19 protein-coding genes are annotated in these 17,309 nt (G+C 71.2%); 7 read left to right on the top strand and 12 right to left on the bottom strand.

Annotated elements, in window-relative coordinates; translation table 11 throughout:
* Positions 1 to 74 precede the first annotated feature (74 nt).
* From SSMG_RS20405 to SSMG_RS20395, 3 genes are read left to right on the top strand one after another with little or no spacing between them, the layout of a single operon-like run.
* Positions 75 to 1,376 carry an aspartate aminotransferase family protein gene (locus SSMG_RS20405; RefSeq protein ID WP_009079007.1) on the top strand — a complete coding sequence of 434 codons (1,302 nt, stop codon included), beginning with the start codon at positions 75 to 77 and terminating at the stop codon, positions 1,374 to 1,376.
* Complete coding sequence (locus SSMG_RS20400; RefSeq protein WP_009079006.1) at positions 1,376 to 1,780, top strand: RidA family protein; 405 nt, start codon at positions 1,376 to 1,378, stop codon at positions 1,778 to 1,780. The genes SSMG_RS20405 and SSMG_RS20400 overlap by 1 nt, the downstream gene beginning before the upstream one ends.
* Entirely contained in the window at positions 1,777 to 2,847 is a 1,071-nt protein-coding gene (locus SSMG_RS20395) for an aminotransferase class V-fold PLP-dependent enzyme (RefSeq protein WP_009079004.1), read from the top strand. Before SSMG_RS20400 ends, SSMG_RS20395 begins: the two co-directional genes overlap by 4 nt.
* A 9-nt stretch (positions 2,848 to 2,856) precedes the next feature.
* Here SSMG_RS20395 and SSMG_RS20390 read toward each other — a convergent pair whose 3' ends face one another.
* Both SSMG_RS20390 and SSMG_RS20385 read right to left on the bottom strand, forming a co-directional pair.
* Positions 2,857 to 4,803, bottom strand: coding sequence for a YhgE/Pip family protein (locus tag SSMG_RS20390; protein ID WP_009079002.1), 1,947 nt, complete (start codon positions 4,801 to 4,803; stop codon positions 2,857 to 2,859).
* On the bottom strand, positions 4,800 to 5,477 hold the full coding sequence (locus SSMG_RS20385) for an ATP-binding cassette domain-containing protein (RefSeq protein ID WP_009079000.1): 678 nt from the start codon (positions 5,475 to 5,477) through the stop codon (positions 4,800 to 4,802). Before SSMG_RS20385 ends, SSMG_RS20390 begins: the two co-directional genes overlap by 4 nt.
* 114 nt (positions 5,478 to 5,591) lie before the next feature.
* On the opposite strand from SSMG_RS20385, the gene SSMG_RS20380 reads away from it, so the two are divergent.
* On the top strand, positions 5,592 to 5,990 hold the full coding sequence (locus SSMG_RS20380) for a PQQ-binding-like beta-propeller repeat protein (RefSeq protein ID WP_009078998.1): 399 nt from the start codon (positions 5,592 to 5,594) through the stop codon (positions 5,988 to 5,990).
* 186 nt (positions 5,991 to 6,176) lie between these two features.
* Here the strand turns inward: SSMG_RS20380 and SSMG_RS20375 are convergent, their stop codons facing one another.
* From SSMG_RS20375 to SSMG_RS20350, 7 genes are all read right to left on the bottom strand, one after another.
* Positions 6,177 to 6,473, bottom strand: a complete 297-nt coding sequence (locus tag SSMG_RS20375; protein ID WP_037717599.1) for a DUF1905 domain-containing protein — start codon at positions 6,471 to 6,473, stop codon at positions 6,177 to 6,179.
* A gap of 55 nt (positions 6,474 to 6,528) precedes the next feature.
* Entirely contained in the window at positions 6,529 to 7,008 is a 480-nt protein-coding gene (locus SSMG_RS20370; protein ID WP_158688055.1) for a hypothetical protein, read from the bottom strand.
* Positions 7,009 to 7,052: 44 nt separating this feature from the next.
* The gene (locus SSMG_RS45460; RefSeq protein ID WP_158688054.1) at positions 7,053 to 7,202 is read right to left on the bottom strand and encodes a hypothetical protein; all 150 of its coding nucleotides are present in this window, start codon (positions 7,200 to 7,202) and stop codon (positions 7,053 to 7,055) included.
* A 79-nt stretch (positions 7,203 to 7,281) separates the two neighbouring features.
* Positions 7,282 to 7,767 carry a bacterioferritin gene (bfr, locus tag SSMG_RS20365; RefSeq protein WP_009078992.1) on the bottom strand — a complete coding sequence of 162 codons (486 nt, stop codon included), beginning with the start codon at positions 7,765 to 7,767 and terminating at the stop codon, positions 7,282 to 7,284.
* Between the two features lie 78 nt (positions 7,768 to 7,845).
* Positions 7,846 to 8,034, bottom strand: coding sequence for a bacterioferritin-associated ferredoxin (locus SSMG_RS20360; RefSeq protein ID WP_037717597.1), 189 nt, complete (start codon positions 8,032 to 8,034; stop codon positions 7,846 to 7,848).
* 257 nt (positions 8,035 to 8,291) lie between these two features.
* Positions 8,292 to 9,104: an NAD(P)-dependent oxidoreductase gene (locus SSMG_RS20355; RefSeq protein ID WP_009078988.1), complete on the bottom strand. Its 813-nt coding sequence runs from the start codon at positions 9,102 to 9,104 to the stop codon at positions 8,292 to 8,294.
* A gap of 58 nt (positions 9,105 to 9,162) precedes the next feature.
* Positions 9,163 to 9,738: a PadR family transcriptional regulator gene (locus tag SSMG_RS20350; protein WP_009078986.1), complete on the bottom strand. Its 576-nt coding sequence runs from the start codon at positions 9,736 to 9,738 to the stop codon at positions 9,163 to 9,165.
* 68 nt (positions 9,739 to 9,806) lie between these two features.
* Here SSMG_RS20350 and SSMG_RS20345 point away from each other — a divergent pair, with 68 nt between their 5' ends.
* Together SSMG_RS20345 and SSMG_RS20340 are read left to right on the top strand one after the other, a co-directional pair.
* The gene (locus SSMG_RS20345) at positions 9,807 to 10,196 is read left to right on the top strand and encodes a nuclear transport factor 2 family protein (protein ID WP_009078984.1); all 390 of its coding nucleotides are present in this window, start codon (positions 9,807 to 9,809) and stop codon (positions 10,194 to 10,196) included.
* Positions 10,193 to 10,951: an SGNH/GDSL hydrolase family protein gene (locus SSMG_RS20340; protein ID WP_009078983.1), complete on the top strand. Its 759-nt coding sequence runs from the start codon at positions 10,193 to 10,195 to the stop codon at positions 10,949 to 10,951. Before SSMG_RS20345 ends, SSMG_RS20340 begins: the two co-directional genes overlap by 4 nt.
* Before the next feature lie 57 nt (positions 10,952 to 11,008).
* Here SSMG_RS20340 and SSMG_RS20335 read toward each other — a convergent pair whose 3' ends face one another.
* From SSMG_RS20335 to SSMG_RS20325, 3 genes are all read right to left on the bottom strand, one after another.
* Positions 11,009 to 11,368, bottom strand: a complete 360-nt coding sequence (locus SSMG_RS20335) for a hypothetical protein (RefSeq protein ID WP_050788233.1) — start codon at positions 11,366 to 11,368, stop codon at positions 11,009 to 11,011.
* A gap of 92 nt (positions 11,369 to 11,460) precedes the next feature.
* Positions 11,461 to 13,257 (bottom strand): gamma-glutamyltransferase, encoded by a 1,797-nt coding sequence (gene ggt, locus SSMG_RS20330; protein ID WP_009078977.1) that lies wholly within the window; start codon positions 13,255 to 13,257, stop codon positions 11,461 to 11,463.
* A 148-nt stretch (positions 13,258 to 13,405) separates the two neighbouring features.
* Entirely contained in the window at positions 13,406 to 14,041 is a 636-nt protein-coding gene (locus tag SSMG_RS20325) for a TetR/AcrR family transcriptional regulator (protein ID WP_199785943.1), read from the bottom strand.
* Between the two features lie 78 nt (positions 14,042 to 14,119).
* Here SSMG_RS20325 and SSMG_RS20320 point away from each other — a divergent pair, with 78 nt between their 5' ends.
* Complete coding sequence (locus SSMG_RS20320; RefSeq protein WP_037714306.1) at positions 14,120 to 17,305, top strand: carboxyl transferase domain-containing protein; 3,186 nt, start codon at positions 14,120 to 14,122, stop codon at positions 17,303 to 17,305.
* Positions 17,306 to 17,309 lie beyond the last annotated feature (4 nt).

Genomic DNA, 17,309 nt, shown 5'->3' with positions numbered 1-17,309 from the left:
CGCGGACGGAAGTGGCGCGGCCCGGCGGGCGCCTACGGTCCGCGGGACCCCGTCGCCCCGCCCGAGGAGGCCCCGTGTCCCACGCCGAGCTGCTGCAGCGGCACCGTCAGGTGATGCCGAGCTGGCTGAACCTGTACTACGACGCCCCGATCGAACTGGTCCGCGGGACCGGCCGCCGCGTCACCGACGGCGAGGGCCGCGAGTACCTGGACTTCTTCGGCGGGCTGCTGGCCACCATGGTCGGCCACGACATCCCGGAGATCACCGCGGCGATCCGGGAGCAGGCCGGGCGGCTGCTGCATTCCTCGACGCTGTACCTGATCCGCAACCAGGTCGAACTGGCCGAGCGGATCGCCCGTCAGTCCGGGATCGCCGATCCGCGCGTCTTCTTCGTCAACTCCGGCACCGAGGCGGTGGAGGCGGCGTTGCTGCTCGCCACCCAGCGCCGCCGGTCGCACCAGGTGCTGGCGCTGCGCGGGAGCTACCACGGCCGTTCGTTCGGCACCGTCGCGGCGACCGGCATCCGAGGCTGGTCCGCGACCGCGCTCAGCCCGCTCGCGGTCACCTACGTGCACAGCGGCTACCGCTACCGCAGCCCGTTCCGGGACCTCGACGACGCCGGGTTCGTCGCCGCCTGCACCGAGGAATTGCGGACGATCCTGGAAACCTCGACGTCCGGGGACGTCGCCTGCCTGCTGGCCGAGCCGGTGCAGGGCGCGGGCGGATTCGCGACGCCGCCGGAGGGCTTTTTCCCGGCGATGAAGGAAGTCCTGGACGAGTACGGCATCCTGCTGGTGTCCGACGAGGTCCAGTCGGGCTGGGGGAGGACCGGGCGGTCGTTCTTCGCGATGAACGGCTTCGGCGTGGTTCCCGACGCGATCACCTTCGCGAAGGGCCTCGGCAACGGCGTCGCGATCGGCGGGGTGGTCGCGAGCGCGTCCCTGATGGACTGCCTGACCGCGAACTCGATCTCCACCGCGGGCGGCAACCCGCTCGCCACCGCCGCCGGAGTGGCCACTGTGGACTATCTGCTGGACCACGACCTGCAGACCAACGCGGACAAGGTCGGCGAACACCTGATGTGCGGCCTGCGCGCGATCGACAACCCGCTGATCGGCGAGGTACGCGGGATGGGCCTGATGATCGGCGTCGAACTGGTGCTCCCGGGCACCCGCGAACCCGCCGTCGCCGCCACCGGGGCGGTGCTCGAAGCCGCGCGGGAGCGGGGCTTGCTGATCGGCCGCGGCGGCCTGCTCGGCAACGTGCTGCGCGTGACGCCGCCGATGACCGTCACCGTCGCCGAAGCCGACGAAGCCCTGTCGGTGCTTCGGGATTCCCTGGCGGCAGTGCACTTCTCGCTGAAGGAGGACAACTGATGAAGCGCTGGAATCCCGACACCGTCGGCGCCCCGGTCGGCCGCTACAGCCACGTCGCACGCGTGGAGGCTGGCCACGAACTGGTGCTGATCTCGGGCCAGATCGGCGCACTGCCGGATGGCACTCTCGCCGGACCAGACGCGGAAGCGCAGACCCGCGAAGTGCTGGCGAACATCGAACGCGTGCTCGCCGCCGCGGGCGCTCGGCCGGAACACCTGGTGAAGGTGTTCAGCATGGTCGCAGGCACCGAGCACCTGGCCGGTTTCCGCGCCGCCGTCGGCGAGGTATTCGCCAGGTGGTTCCCCGCCCAGGACTGGCCGACGCAGTCGATGGTCGTCGTGTCGGCCCTGGCCCGGCCGGAAATCGTCGTGGAAATCGAGGCGACCGCCGCGGTGCCGCGATGACGCCGGGGGAGTTCCGCGCCCTGTTCCCCGCGCTGGCAGACCAGGTCTGGCTGGACACCCCCGGCGCCCCGCCCGGTGCCGCGCCGGTCGTCTCGGCGCTCTGGGAAGCTCTGGACAGCTGGTCGTCCGGCACCTTCGACTGGCTCGCGTGGGACGGCGCGTCCGCGCGAGCCCGTTCTCTTTTCGCGGACTACGTCGGAGTGCCCTCGTCGACGGTCGCCGCGGTCTCGTCCCTCGCCGAGGCCGCCGCGACGGTCGCGAATTCCTTGCCCCGCAGCAAGGTCGTGGTAGCGGAAGAGGAGTTTCGCAGCAACCGGTACCCGTGGCTGGCCCGGCACGACGTGGTGAGCGTCCCGGCGCGCGGGGTCGAGGACCTGATCGCGGCGCTGGACCCGGAGGTCGCGCTGCTCGCGGTAAGCGAGGTGACCAGCCGCGAAGGACAGCGATTCGACCTTCCCGCGCTGCGTGCGGCGACCGACGAGGTCGGGGCGCGGCTGTTCGTGAACCTGACCCAATCGTTAGGCGCGCTGCACTTCGATTACGCCGCGGTCCGCCCGGATTACCTCGCCGTGCACGGGTACAAGTGGCTTCTCTGCCCGCGTGGCACGGCCTGGCTGGTGGCGCGTCCGGACCGGGCGGCCGAGCTGACGCCGCTCGCGCCGGGGTGGAAGTCGACCTCGCCGCCGCACGGCTATTTCGGCGGCCCGCTGGAACTCGCCGCCGAGGCGTCCCGGTGCGACGCGTCCCCGGCCTGGTTTTCGTGGGTCGGCGCGTGCGCCGCGCTGACCCTGTTGTCCAGCCTCGATCCGGCGGCCGTGGAACGACATGTCGTGGGGTTGGCGGGAATGCTGCTCGACGAAGCCCAAGCGCAGGGCTACCGGCGGGTGACGGATGGGCCGTTGTCGCAGATCGCCGTGGTGGCAACGGATCGCGCGCCCGAACTGGCGGCAGAGCTGACGAAGGCCCGCGTGCGAGCAACGGCCCTCGGCGACCGGGTGCGGTTCGGATTCCACTACTTCAACACCGAGGAGGACGTCGCCGCGGCGGTGCGGATTTTGGCGCGGTAGCGGGTCCCGTCAAAGCTCGATTTCGGGATGCAGCCGGGCGACGGTCCATCTCCGTTGCCGGTTGGCGGCGAGACTGGTGCCCACGAGCGCCACGACCGCGAAGCCGGCCAGGACCGCGAAGTCCCGGACGAGGTGCGTGCCGAGGCCGCCGGAGACGGTGACGCGCAGGCCGTCGACGAGGTAGGTCATCGGCAGCAGGGGATTCAGGAACTGGAAGAACCCCGGGGTCGTCGGCATCGGGTACAGGCCGCCGGACGACGTCAGCTGGAGGATGAGCAGGACCAGCGACAGCACGTCGCCGGGAGCGCCGAGCGCGGTGCGCAGGAAATGGTCGATCGCCACGAACGAGGCCGCGCCGACGAGCAGCAGGAGCACGGTCAGCACCGGGTGAAGCGGATCGAGCCCGAGCCCGAAATCCACGACGGCGTACAGGACCAGCGCTCCGACGCAGCCGAGCATCGCCCCGGGGAGCCAGCCGGCCACGGCGACGGTGGCGGCGGACACCCGGGAGGCGAGCGCGCGTTTGTTCAGCGGACGCAGGAGCAGGTAGGCGAAGAGGCCGAACACCCACAGCGCGATCCCGAAGAAGAAGGGCGCGAAACCACGCCCGTACACGCCGGCCGGGTTGAGGTTCTGCCGGTCGACGTGCACCGGGTTGCCCAGGACCTCGGCGGCGTGGGCGATCTGGGCGGGGTTGGTCTGCGGGATGCGCTTGAGGCTGTCATCGATGACGCCGGAGACGTCGGCCGCGCCGCTGTGCGCCTGGTCGGCGGCGGTCTGCGCGGTGGTCGCGCCCTTGGTCAGCGTGGTCAGCCCGGCGGTAAGCGTGCGCGTGCCGGCACTGATGTCCTGCGCACCGTTGTCGAGCAGCACGGTAGACCCGCTGAGCGCGTTGATGTTCTGCTGGGCGGTGCCGACGTTCGCCTGCAGCGCCTGTGCCTGCTGGAACGCTTGCTGTGCGGTGCGATCGGCCGCCGCGGTGTCCCCGTCCACTCGCGCGGTCGCGTCGCTGAGCTGGTGCGCATCCGCGAGCGCACGCTGGTACGCCGGATCGCCCCGAAGCTGCGGGAAGGTGTCGCCGAGCTGCGTGAGATCGGCGGTGCCGCGCTGGGTGTACTGGCTGATCTGCGCCGTGCCGGTGTGCGCGGCGGCGAGTCCTCGTGCCGTGACGCCGGTGACCCCGCTGAGAGTGGCCGCGGCGCCCGGCAGCTGATCGGACACGACCTGGCCGACTTTCCGGGCCTGACCGCCGAGCGTGTGCACGGCTTGGGAAACGCGGTCCGCGCCGCTGGAGATCTGCGCTGTGCCTTGGCGCAACGTGTCGGTGCCCGAAGTGAGAGCGGTGGCTGCCTGCTGCCCGACCGTGGTGGCGTCGACCAGCCGGTGCGCGCCGTCGGAAGCGGTGGTGAGCTTGTCGCGTACGTCGGACAGTTCGCCGTAGATGCTGCGCACGTACGCGGCGTGGGCGGCGGCGTTGATCTGGTCCTGCAGCTCCGGCTGTACCACTTCGGTCATGATGCCGACCACGTAGTTGTTGGCGTCGTTGAGTTCGATGCCGATCCCCGCCTGCTCGGGGCGCGTGTTCGCCGCGGTGGCCAGCTTGCCGCTGAAGTCCGGCGGAACGGTGATCGTGAAGTAGTAGCGGCCGTCGGTCAGCCCGGCCCGGGCTTCGCCGCTGTCGACGAAATGCCAGTCGAACGTGCCCGCGGCCTTGAGCTGCTGGACGAGCTGGTTTCCGGCGTCGATCGGCTCGCCCTGCGGCCCTTGCGCCGGACGGTCCTCGTTGACGACCGCGACCGGGATGCTGCTCAGCTTGCCGTACGGATCCCAGTTGGCCCACAGGTACATCGCGCCGTAGAGCAGCGGAACCAGGCACAGGACCACGGGGACGAGGCGGCGCAGCGGGCTGCCGCGGAAGCGCCGGAGTTCGAGGAGCGCGAGCCGTACCGCCTTCATCGGGCTTCCTCCGGTGCCGAGTCGTCGGGCAGCCGGTCGGTGCTGAGCGCCGGCAGGGCGAGCCGGACCGTCTCCAGGTCCGGGGGCGCGGGACGGACGGAACTGGCGAGCAGGGTGACCCCGGTCGCGGCGACCCGCCCGGCCGCCGCCCAGACCTCCCGGCGCTGGTCCGGGGTGCAGTCCCGGTCGAGATCGTCGAGCACGATCGCGCCCGGCCGTTCGGCGAGGGACAGCGCCAGCGCCAGCCGGGCCGAACCGGCCGTGCCGAGTTCCTCCGCCGTCGCTTTCCCCGGAACGTCGAGACCGACCAGGTCGAGCGCGTCCCGCACGGCGGCGGTCGTCACGCGCGCCAGCCAGGTGCGTTCGGCGATCAGCTCGTCGACCCGCAGCCGGGGCTCCAGCGAGAGCGCCGGACCCGCCGCGGCGACCGCCACCGTGCGGCGGACCTCCTGGTGGTCGTCGGGCAGAAGATGAGCACCGACGCGCACCGCGCCCGAATTGAGCCGCATCCGGCCCGCGAGAGCGAGCAGCAGGCAGGTCCGCCCGGTCCCGGCCGCGCCGTGCACGGCCAGGATCGCGCCCGCGGGCACGTCCAGATCGACGTTCTCGAACACCGGCCCCCTCGGTCCGCGCACCCCGAGCCCGCGAGCGGTGACTTGCACACCTGACAACATGACCGGACGGTAACCGCGCAACCCCGGTACGCGCACGATGAGGCGCGCTGTCCCTCCGGCGGCCGACGCTGAAAGCGGTTGCCCAGGATCGGACGATCGTGGTGGTCTGGCGCGGTGATCGAAATCGGGTGGGAGCGGCCGTTGCATCAACGCGGCGTTGCCTCGGTCCTGGCGGTGACGCGCGATCACCTCATCGTTCACGAGCGCAGCACCAGACTGGTGAGCCTCGACCCGGCAAATGGCTCGGTGCGATGGGACGCTCCCGTCGGCACCTGGCCGCGCGCGATTGTCGTCGCCGGGGACCGCTGCCTGGTGATACCGCGAAACACCCCGCGACTGTCCTGTTTGGACCTCGCGACCGGGCGACGGCTCTGGTCCGCGGACGTTCCCGCTTTCACCGGACATCTGGCCGTTTCCGCGAACGTGGCGCTCGTCGGCGGCTGGCGCGGGATTCGTGATCTCAGCGATCGGCCCCGCCGCTTCCTGCTGCGCTGCGGGCCGCGCACTGGCTGAACTCGGCCTGGCCGCCACCACTGCCCGTGCGTTCGTCCGAGCCGAGACCGACCTGGCGGCTACCGCACCGGACCATGCCGGAGGATCGCTGTGGCTGCCCGAACCCGGCGGCGGTTACCCGGTGGCGGATCCCGTCACGGGACGCGTGCAGTGGCGCAAGGCACGGGTGGACCTGCTTCGCCGACCTCAGAGGTCGAGCACCGTGACGGTCACCCGGGCGACGTCGCCGGGATCGAGCTTCTCCGCTTTGCGCACCGCGCGTTTCACCGGCAGCACGTAGCCGCGCGTGCTGTCCGGGAAGATCGACGTCCGCCACGTCGTGGCGCCGACCCGGACCTGCACGCGCCTCGATCCGAAGCCGCGGCGCGGGCCGCCCAGTTCGCGGATCTCGTCGGAGATGTCGCGGGGCAGGCTGACGAAGGTCCAGGTTTCGGTCCGCCGTGCGTCCCAGATCCACAGTTCAGCGTCGAAGTGCACTTCCACCCCGCCAGCTTCGCACGCGGCACCGACAGTTTCCGGAGCGAGCCGCACCACCCGATCAGGCCGAGACGAGGCTCGTGACGGCCCAGGTGACGCACGCGACCCCGGCGATCTCCAGAACGATCGCGACGAGCAGGGTCCGCGCGGTGCTGATGTTGATCGCCCGCGAGTTCTGCAGCACCGTGAGCCGGGTTTTGGCGACTTCCCTTTCCGCGTAGCTCGACGGCGCGTTCCAGTATTGGTCCTCGGCGATCAACGGGGTGAGGTTTTTCAGCGCGATCGCGTCGCTTCTCCGGGGCGCGTTGGTGAAGATCCCCGCGGCCGCGGCGAGCACCAGCAGCGCGGCCGCCAGGTACAACGGAAGCTTGACCGCGTCCGGGAGCACGAAGTTCTGGGCTTTCGTCGACAGCGCGGAGAGCCCGAAAAGCAGCGTGACCAGCGTTCCGGAAGAACTGATCACCGCCAGTCCCCGGACCTGCAGGGAACTCGCGTTCGCGCGGGCGTTGTCGATCTCTTTGTCTATCAGGCTCGCGATCACGGGCCCGGATTTCCTCGCGCTGTCCGCCGGTTCGGGCCCGGCGGTCATTTGTCGCGGTCTTCCGCGGGGTCCGGAAGAATGCCTCCGTCGAGGACTTTCTCGGTCCCGATAGTCGGGTAGGCGAATTCCGACGGAGGGGACGGCGGCTCGGCCGGGAGCGGCAGGGTCGTCTCTTCGCGGTCGTCGTCGGACACGGCGTCCTCCGGGGTTCGGCAGTGCCGGTGGTGTGACAGTGAGTCGCCGTGCCGTGGTGTTTCGTTACCCGGGCGGAGGTCAGCCCGCGGTGGGCGGTTGATCCACGAGCTGCGCCAGGTACAGCTGCTCGCCGAGTTTGTCGATCAGCTCCAGCTGCGTTTCCAGGTAATCGACGTGGTGCTCCTCGTCGAGAAGGATTTTCTCGAGCAGGTTCGCGCTGCCCGCGTCGCCGTGGGCGCGGCACATCGGGATGCCGGGCCGGAGCCGGTCGAGCACGTCGATTTCGATCGCGAGGTCCGAGGAGAACATCTCGGGGATCGTCTGGCCGACGTTGATCGGCAGGAGCCGCTGGTAGTTCGGGAGGCCGCCGAGAAGGAGGATGCGGTCGGTCAGCCATTCGGCGTGGTGCATTTCCTCGATCGACTCGGCGCGGGTTTTGGCGGCCAGCTTCGTGAACCCCCAGTCGGCCTGCATCCGAGCGTGCAGGAAGTACTGGTTGATCGCGGTCAGCTCGCTGGTCAGCTGCTCGTTGAGCAGCGCGAGCACCTCGTCGTCGCCTTGCATCGTCCGCACCTCCGGCCTCGACCGGACCGGATGCTACCCACGCGTGATGCGCCTCACAACCGGAGCGGAGCGTGCTGGTCAGGCGCTGTGCGCGAGGTCCTGCGGGGCGGCGCGTTCGAGGAGGATCCGGTTCAGCCGTTCGTGACAGGTTCCGCAGCCGGTCCCGGCGGCGCAGCGCTCGCCGATCTCCTCGACGCTGCGGGCTCCGGCCATGACGGCGGCCTCGACCTGCGGCATCGTCACAGCCGCGCAGACACATGCGTACATCGCCGACGACACCCCTTTGCCGGTCCGGGTGATTAGGTAAGGCTAAGCACAACAGATCAACTGGGGTCTGGCAAGGAGCGGGTCGAGTGGCCGCGGTCACTCGGGCGGGCCGCTGCGGCACCAACCGGACGTTTTGCTCGCGGGCGCCGCCCGGGGCCGCCGGGAATCCGCGTCTGTCGCGGGTGGACAGTGTGCCGCGGGCACAAGCCAAAACTCAGTTCCGGGACGTCGCCGGGCGAGATCACGGCCCGGCCCGGTCACTCGCGGTGCAGGTGGCGCAGCGTGGCCGGAAGGTCGAGGTCGAAGTCGTCCTTGTCGTCCGCCCAGCGCGACATCACCTCGGCCGCGCCGGTGGCGAGGGCGTCCGGGAGACCGAGCGCCCGGGCGGTTTCGGCGACCTCCAGCATTTCGGGTGCCCATCGCCAGGCGCGCGCAGCCGCGGACGGCAGTCCGGCGGTGTCTGCCAGCGCGTTGCCGCCGAAGGCGTTCGCTTCCTTGCGGAGGTGCTCGCCGACACCGTAGTCGTCGGCGATCGCGTGGCTGACCGCGGCCAGCGCACGCGAGGCCTTCTGGAACGACCCGTAGGCCATCTTCACCGCGCTCGCCGCGCCGATCCGTCCGCCCAGCGGCACCGGTTCCGCCCTGCTGCCGGCCAGCAGTCCCCGCACCAGTTCGACGGCTTCGTCCGGGCCGGAAAGGTAGACGCGGGCGGTCGAGCGCTCGTCCGGGGGAGGACCGATGATCGATCCGTCCACCACGGTCGCGCGGACCCGGTCGGCGATCGCGGCTGTCCGATGTGGACTGATGGCGTTCGCCTCGACGTAGACCCCGCGGTAGTCCCCGAGACATCCGGCGACCTCCTCGGCCGCGGCGGGCGGGCAGATCGAGAACACGACCGCGCTCCGCTCGAGGAGCTGGGGAATCGTCTCCGCCGCGGTCAGCCCGGTCTCCGCGGCTCGTCGCGCGGTTCCCGCCGACCGCCCGGCCGGGCACCACAACACCCGATGCCCGCCCGCGATCAGTTGCGCCGCGATCGCCGAACCCATCCGGCCCGGATGCAACAGTCCCACCGTCGTATCCGCCACAGCACGGGTATACGTCAACGAGGACGGCTCCGCCACCTCCGCGCTAGGCGGGCCGGGAAACGCCCGATTCGGCGCGCTGCCGCAGGATCCGCGCGGCGTGCTCGCCCCACTGCAAGTTCTCCTTTTCGAAGGAGATTCCGCGCAGCAACGTCAGATAAGGCCCGACGCGGTCGTTCTCGCGCAGGTAGTCGCTTTCCGACCGGCCGTCCAGCATGCGCTCGCGCAGCCGCTCGAACCGGGCGAGTTTGGCGCGGCTCCACTCCATGCGTTCCTCGACGGCGGCGAGCACCGCTTCGGCGTCGCCCGCGTCGCTTCCCTGCACCTTGACCAGGAGGTCGTCCCGGATCGTGGTGGGCTGGACCGGCGTCGCGGTGAACTCGTGCAGGGCGCGCCGCCCGTCGGCGGTGAGGCGGAACACCCGCTTGTTGGGCCGGCGTTCCTGCTCGACGACGCGCGCCGCGATCATGCCCTCGGCCGAGAGCCGTTCGAGTTCGCGGTAGAGCTGCTGCGGGGTCGTCTGCCAGAAGTTGGCGACCGACGCGTCGAACGACTTGGCCAGGTCGTACCCGGAGAACTCGCCCTCCAGCAGGGAGGCGAGGATCGCGAACTTCAAGGACACCTGGACACGGTAGCACTCCGGTGATTAATCTCGGCTGCACTTAATCAACAAAGTTAGTAGGAGGCAGCGTGCACCCGTTCCGGAAGGCCGTCGAGAGCGGCGACCACACCGCCGTCGAAGCGCTGCTCGCCGACGACGTGACGTTCACCAGCCCGGTCGCGTACCGGCCGTACCCCGGCAAGCCGATCACCTCGGCCATCCTGCGCGCCGTGAGCCAGGTTTTCGCCGATTTCCGCTACGTCCGGGAGATCTCCAGCGCCGACGGGCACGACCACGCCCTGGTCTTCACCGCGAAGGTGGGGGACAAGGAGATCAACGGCTGCGATTTCCTGCACACCGACGAAAACGGGCTGATCGACGATTTCGTGGTCATGGTGCGCCCGCTCTCCGCGGCGACGGCGCTCAGCGAAGCGATGGCCGCCCGGTTCGAGCAGATCAAACAGGAGGCCGGTGCGTGACGATCCGTTACGTGGCCTTGGGCGACAGCCAGACCGAGGGCATCGGGGACGGCGACGAGGCCACTGGCTACCGCGGCTGGGCGGACCGGTTCGCCGAGCATCTCGCCGCGGCCGGCGAGCCGGTGGAGTACGCCAACCTCGCCGTCCGCGGACGCCTCGCCGGTCAGGTGCGTGCCGAACAGCTCGCCCCGGCGCTGGCTCTGCGTCCGACACTGGCCACCGTGGTCGCCGGAATGAACGACGTGCTCCGCCCCGGCTACGACGCCGACGCCGTGGAAGCGCACCTGACGGCCATGTTCGCCGCACTCACCGCTGCCGGTGCCGAGGTAGTCACCCTTGCCTTCCCCGACCTCGGGCGAATCGCCCCGATCGCGGCCCCGTTGCGCCCGCGAGTCGCCGACCTCAACCGCCGAATCCGTTCCGCGGCCGCCCGATACGGGGTCACGGTCGTGGACTGCGACCGGCACGAAGTCGCCAGCGACCCGCGTCTCTGGTGCGCGGATCGCTTGCACGCCAACCCGATCGGACACGCCCGCATCGCGGCGGCCGTCGCGCACCGCCTCGGCCTCCCCGGCAGCGACGACAGCTGGAGCGCTCCGCTGCCGCCTGCCGTCCGCAAACCGGCGTGGCGCAAGGTCGGCGCGGAACTCCGTTGGCTAGCGGAGTTTCTCGGCCCTTGGCTGGTCCGACGGTTGCTCGGCAGGTCTTCCGGGGACGGCCGCAGCGCGAAACGTCCAGTGCTGCTTCCCGTGTGAGCGCGAGCAAGTTGCGATCTGCGACGGCTCCGCACTTGGAGCGGTATCGGCGGACAGTCAGGCCAACAGCTTGGTGAGCCGATCCAAGAGCTGGCCGAATTTCGCGAGGTCGAGCGGGTCGCCCCACCCGGGTGCCTCGTCGGTGACCGGACCGTCGGCTTCGCCGTTCCAGTAGAAGAAATCCGCCCAGCCGCCCGTGAACAGCACGACGCTTCCCTCCTGCGAGCCTTTGGCGAGCGCAACGCCGATCGAATCGGCATCGACGACGGCCGCGCGATCGGTGACGATCCGGTGCGGCCAGACATCGGCCTGGTCCCGCCAAGTGGTCTCGCCCGCGGTGATGCCGAGACGGTGCCACTCGCCGCGCCGCTGAGCGATCTGCCGCGCGGCGGCGTCCAGGTCGATGAGGTTGTCCACGGGACGAGTATCGCGGGTCGCGCAAGCTTGATTCTCAAGACTCCGCACGGTCCTGTCCCGCCGCCCGGGAAAGGCGGCGGGACGTCCCGAGGTCAGTGCTTCCGGTCCACCACGGCCGCGGAAGTGCCGCCGCGCCGGGTCGGTTCCCCGGCGGCCAGCAGTTGTCCGTGCGGCAGGAATTCGATCCCCGCCGCCACGCCGATGGCGCCCGCGTTCTTGAACTTCTGCCCCAGCGCTTCGAGCCCCTGCACGACGGGCAGGGCGAGGAAGGCCGGTTCGGCGTCGGTGGTCGCGGCGTTCCGCTGGGAGGCGCGCGGGGCGGCGATCGCGTCCGGCAGGGTCATGCCGAGGTCGAGCCGGTTGACCAGGATCTGCAGGACGGTCGTGATGATCGTCGCGCCGCCGGGCGAACCGACCGCGAGGAACGGCTTGCCGTCGTGCAGGACGATCGTCGGCGACATGCTCGACCGCGGCCGCTTGCCCGGCGCGGGCAGGTTCGGGTCGGGCGCCGAACCCTGCGTCGGGGCGAAGTTGAAGTCGGTCAGCTCGTTGTTCAGCAGGAAGCCGCGTCCGGGCACGGTGATGCCGCTGCCGGCCAGCTGTTCGATCGTGTTGGTGTAGGACACGATGTTGCCCTGCTTGTCGGTCACGACGAAGTGGTTCGTGTGCTGCTCGTTGCTGTCCGACGACGCCGCCGGAGCGGTCGCGCAGCCCGGGCCGGGGGCGTACGGATCGCCCGGGGCGACGGGGCTCGACCCGGCTTTGTTCGGATCGATCAGGCACGCGCGAGACGCCGCGAAACGCTTGGAGAGCAGCTGTTGCTGCGGCACGTTCACATAGCGCGCGTCGCCGATGTAGCGGTTGCGGTCGGCGAACGCGAGCCGGCTCGCCTCCAGGTAGTGGTGCAGCGCCTGCGTCTGGTCCATCGTGGACAGCGGGAAGTTGCCCAGGATGTTCAGGGATTCGCCGACGGTGATGCCGCCGCTGGAGGACGGGGCCATGCCGTAGACGTCGTAGCCGCGGTAGTTGATGTGCGTCGGCGTGCCGTCGAGCGCCCGGTACGCGCGCAGGTCGGACAGCTGCATCGGGCCGGTCAGCGGGCTCGCGGTGCCGGGCGCGGCAGGCGGGTTCTGCACCGTCCGCACGAGGTCCCGGCCGACCGAGCCGCCGTAGAACGCGCCGATGCCCTCGCGTTCGATCTGCCGGTAGGTCGTGGCGAGATCGGGGTTGCGCAGCACGGAACCGGCCTTCGGGGCGGCTCCGCCGGGCAGGAACAGCTCGGCGCTGGGGGAGAAGTGGGCCAGCTTCGCCGCGACGGACTGCGTCTGCCGCTCGAACTCCGGCGTGACGACGAACCCGTGCTGCGCGACCTTCTCCGCGGGCTTCAGGTTGTCCGCGAGGCTGAACTTGCCCCACCGCTGCAGGGCGCGCTGCCAGGTGGCGAGCATCCCCGGCACGCCGACGGAACGGCCGCTCTCGACGGCGGTCTCGAACGCGTACGGCTTGCCGGTGGCCGGGTCGAGGAACATCGACGACGAGTCGCCCGCCGGGGTGGTCTCGCGCCCGTCGATAGTGGACACGGTCTTGGTGCGGGCGTCGTAGTAGACGAAATACCCGCCGCCGCCGAGCCCGGCGACGTACGGGTCGGTCACGCCGAGCGTCGCGGCGACGGCGACCGCGGCGTCGGCTGCGGTGCCGCCGTGGCGCAGCACGTCGATCCCGGCCTGGGTGGATTCGACGGTGTCGGAGACGACCGCGCCTCCGGAGCCCTCCGCTACCGGAGTCGGCGGCGGGGCCGGTTTCGCCGAGGCCGCGGGCGCCGCGCCCAGTGCGCAGACGGCGGCGAGCCCGGTGGCCATCGTGGCGGTGAAGAAGCGCTTCACAGGCATGGCAACCCTTCCTCGGCGGCGCGCCCGTAGCCCCGGGCCGGGCGCACCGGGTAAGACTGCGGTGAAACCAGGGGAGGTCCTGTTTAGCACCCGAAGTGCCGAGAGGACAGTCTTTCCGCGGCGGCGCGGGCGATCCGCGAGAGCGGATTCAGCGCGGTCCGGCGGGTTTCTCCGGCGGCAGCCCGAGCAGCCGCAGGTACATCCGGGTGAGATCGGCGAGGAGCTGGTCCCGGCGTTCGGGGTGCCGGGCCAGCACGGGGGCGAGGACCGCGACGAGGCCGCCGCCGCCGAGCGAGACCGTTTCCGGATCGGCGGCCGGGTCGGCCAGCCCCCGCTCGGCGAGCCGCCGGATGTAGCGGGCGCCCCGTTTCGTGGGCAGCTCGTGGATCTCCTCGCGCAGTTCCGCCATCGCCGGGTCCGCGATCGCCTGGTGGTCGAGGACGGTCAGGAAGGACAGGTTTTCCGCGTACGCGTCGAGGTACGCGGTGGTGGTCGCCGCGGCCACCGCCCACGGGTCGTCCGGGTCGAGCCCGGTCAGCTCCTGCGCCTGCACCAGCTGGTCGCGCACCTGGCGCGCCAGCACCGCGAAGACCTCCTCCTTGGCGGCGAAGTACACGTAGAACGTGGCGCGCCCGACGCCCGCCTCGCGGGTGATGTCCGCGACGGTGGTCAGCGCGAAGCCCTTGGTTTCGAAGACGCGCCGCGCGGCGGCGAGCAGCACGTGCCGGGTCGCGCTGTCGGCGCGGTCGAGCTTCTCGCGCACGGCCCAGGTTCCGGATGCCATGGACGTCAGCATACCTATTGACGTTGACGTCAATGTCAACGCAGGATGAGGGCAGCGCACGTCCCGAAGGAGCAGCCCTTGCCTTCCGTCCTCATCGCCAACCGCGGCGAGATCGCCCTCCGCGTCCTGCGCGCCGCCCGCGCTCTCGGCTGGCGCGCGGTGGCCGTCAAAGCCGCCGAGGAAGCCGACGGCCCGGTGCACCGGCTGGCCGACGAGGTCGTGGTGCTCGCCGGGGACCGGCCGTACCTCGACGCGGACCAGCTCGTCTCCGCCGCCGAACGCACCGGATGCGAACTGCTGCACCCGGGCTACGGCTTCCTGTCCGAAAGCGCCGAGCTGGCCGAGCGGTGCGCGGCGCGCGGGATCCGGTTCGCCGGGCCGGACGCGACGGTGCTGCGGACGTTCGGGGACAAGGCCGACGCGCGGCGGCTGGCGGAAAAGCTCGACGTGCCGGTGCTCCGCTCGACCTCGGACGTCGCCGAGGCGGGCGCGTTCCTCGCGAGCCTCGGCGCGGGGCGCGGGGTGATGGTCAAGGCCGTCGCGGGCGGCGGCGGACGCGGGATCCGGCGGGTCGTCGACCCGGCCGAACTGCCGGGGGCGATCGACCGATGCCGGTCGGAGGCGTTGCGGGCGTTCGGCGACGACACCGTGTTCGTGGAGGAGCTGGTGCCGCGGGCGCGGCACCTCGAGGTGCAGATCGTCGGCGACGGCACCGGGGCGGTCAGCCACGTCTGGGACCGGGAGTGCAGCCTGCAGCGACGCCACCAGAAGGTGGTCGAGGTCGCGCCTGCCCGCACCGTGCCCGACGAATGCCGGGCTCGCCTGCGCGAAGCGGCGACGAGGATGACAGCCGCGGTGTCCTATCGCGGACTGTGCACCGTCGAATTCCTGGTCGACGCGGACGATCCCGCGCGGTTCGCGTTTCTGGAGGCGAACCCGCGGGTCCAGGTCGAGCACACCGTCACCGAGGCGGTCACGGGGCTGGACCTGGTCGTCGCCCAGCTGCGGATCGCGGCGGGCGCGACGCTCGCCGAACTCGGGCTCGCGCAGGAGGAAATCCCGCCCGCGCGCGGCACGGCCGTGCAGTGCCGGGTCAACCTGGAGGAGCTGCGGCGGGACGGCACTGCGCACGCCACAGCCGGGCGGATCGAGGTGCTGGATCTGCCTGGTGGGCCGGGCGTGCGGGTCGACACCGCCGCGCAAACCGGGGCGGTCGCGACCACGACGTACGACTCGCTGCTGGCGAAGATCGTCACGCACGTTCCGTCGGCGGACCTGCCGGCGGCGATCGACGCTGCCCGCTCGGCGCTGGCGGAGGTGCGGGTCGACGGACCGGGCACGAACGTCGAGTTCCTCCGGAAGCTGTTGTCCCGCGACGAAGTCCGCCAGGGAGCGGCGACCACGTCCTTTGTGGACGAACACCTCGCCGAGCTGGTGCCCGAACACCGTCCGGAGGCCGCGGCGGGTGACGGGATCGCGGCCGACTTCGCCGGTTCGGTGGTGTCCGTGGCCGAGCCGGGCGCTCGCGTCGCGGCCGGTGATCCGGTCGTGGTGCTCGAAGCGATGAAGATGGAACACGTGCTGGCGGCACCGTTCGCGGGCGTGGTGCGGTCTGTCCACATCGGAGTCGGGGATCTCGCCCGTCCCGGGCAGCCGCTCGTGGAACTGACCGCGGACGCCGACCAGCACGACGCGAGCACCGGGCCAGCCGAACCGGACCCGGCGCACATTCGGCCGGATCTCGAAGAAGTGCTGGAGCGGCATCGGATCGGTCTCGACGAGGCACGGCCGGAAGCAGTGGCGAAGCGCCGCCGCACCGGCCATCGCACCGCGCGGGAGAACATCGCGGATCTGTGCGACGACGGCAGTTTCATGGAGTACGGCGCGCTCGTGATCGCCGCGCAACGCCAGCGCCGCACCGAAGCGGACCTGATCGCCGCGACTCCGGCTGACGGTCTGGTCGCGGGAATCGGCACGGTCAACGCCGAGCACGCCGCCGACGCGCGCTGCGTCGTGCTCTCCTACGACTACACCGTGCTCGCCGGCACCCAGGGGTTCATGAACCACGAGAAGACCGACCGGATGCTGGATCTCGCGGCGCGGCAACGGCTTCCGCTCGTCCTGTTCGCCGAGGGCGGCGGCGGACGGCCGGGGGACACCGACGTGGTGACCGCGGGCGGCCTCGACCTCGACACGTTCGCCGCCATGGGCCGGCTCAACGGGCTCGTGCCGACCGTCGGCATCGCGTCCGGCCGCTGCTTCGCCGGGAACGCGGCGCTGCTGGGGGTGTGCGACGTGGTGATCGCGACGGAGGACGCGAACGTCGGCATGGGCGGACCGGCGATGATCGAGGGCGGCGGGCTCGGCGTGTACCGGCCGGAGGAGATCGGCCCGGTTTCGGTGCAGGAACCCAACGGCGTGCTCGACCTGGTCGCCGCGGACGAGGCCGAGGCCGTGGAGCTGGCGCGGCGGTACCTGTCGTACTTCCAGGGCGACCGTCGCGAATGGACGGTCGCGGACCAGCGCCGGCTGCGGCACGTGGTCCCGGAAAACCGGGTCCGGGTCTACGACGTGCGGCGCGCGATCGAGCTGCTGGCCGACGAGGATTCGGTGCTGGAGCTGCGCCGCGGCTTCGGGGCGGGCGTCGTCACGGCGCTGGTGCGCATCGAGGGCAGGCCGATGGGCTTGCTGGCCAACAACCCGCGGCACCTCGGCGGCGCGATCGACGCCGACGCCGCGGACAAGGCCGCCCGGTTCCTGCAGCTGTGCGACGCGCACGGGCTCCCGGTCGTCTCGCTGGTGGACACGCCGGGGTTCATGGTCGGCCCGGACGCCGAGCGGACCGCGACGGTGCGCCGGTTCGGCCGGATGTTCGTCGAGGGCGCGCATCTGGACGTGCCGATGATCGGAGTGGTGCTGCGCAAGGCGTACGGGCTGGGCGCGATGGCCATGGCGGGCGGCGGGTTCCGGGTTCCGGAAGCGATGGTCGCGTGGCCGACCGGCGAGGTCGGCGGGATGGGCCTGGAAGGCGCGGTGCGGCTGGGCTACCGCCGCGAACTCGACGCGATCTCCGACCACGCCGAGAAACAGCGCGAGTTCGACCGGCTGCTGGCCGAGAGCTACCGGCGCGGCAAAGCGCTGGCCGCGGCGACAGTGTTCGAAATGGACGACGTGATCGACCCGGCCGACACCCGCGCGTGGATCACCCGGACCCTGCCGCGCGAGCGGACGGCCGGTCCCCGCAAGCGCATCGACACCTGGTGACGAA

This window comes from Streptomyces sp. AA4, assembly GCF_000158875.1.
Taxonomy (GTDB): Bacteria; Actinomycetota; Actinomycetes; order Mycobacteriales; family Pseudonocardiaceae; genus Amycolatopsis.
Note: the sequence above shows the minus strand (reverse complement) of the source record. Positions and strands in the feature narration are given on the sequence as shown.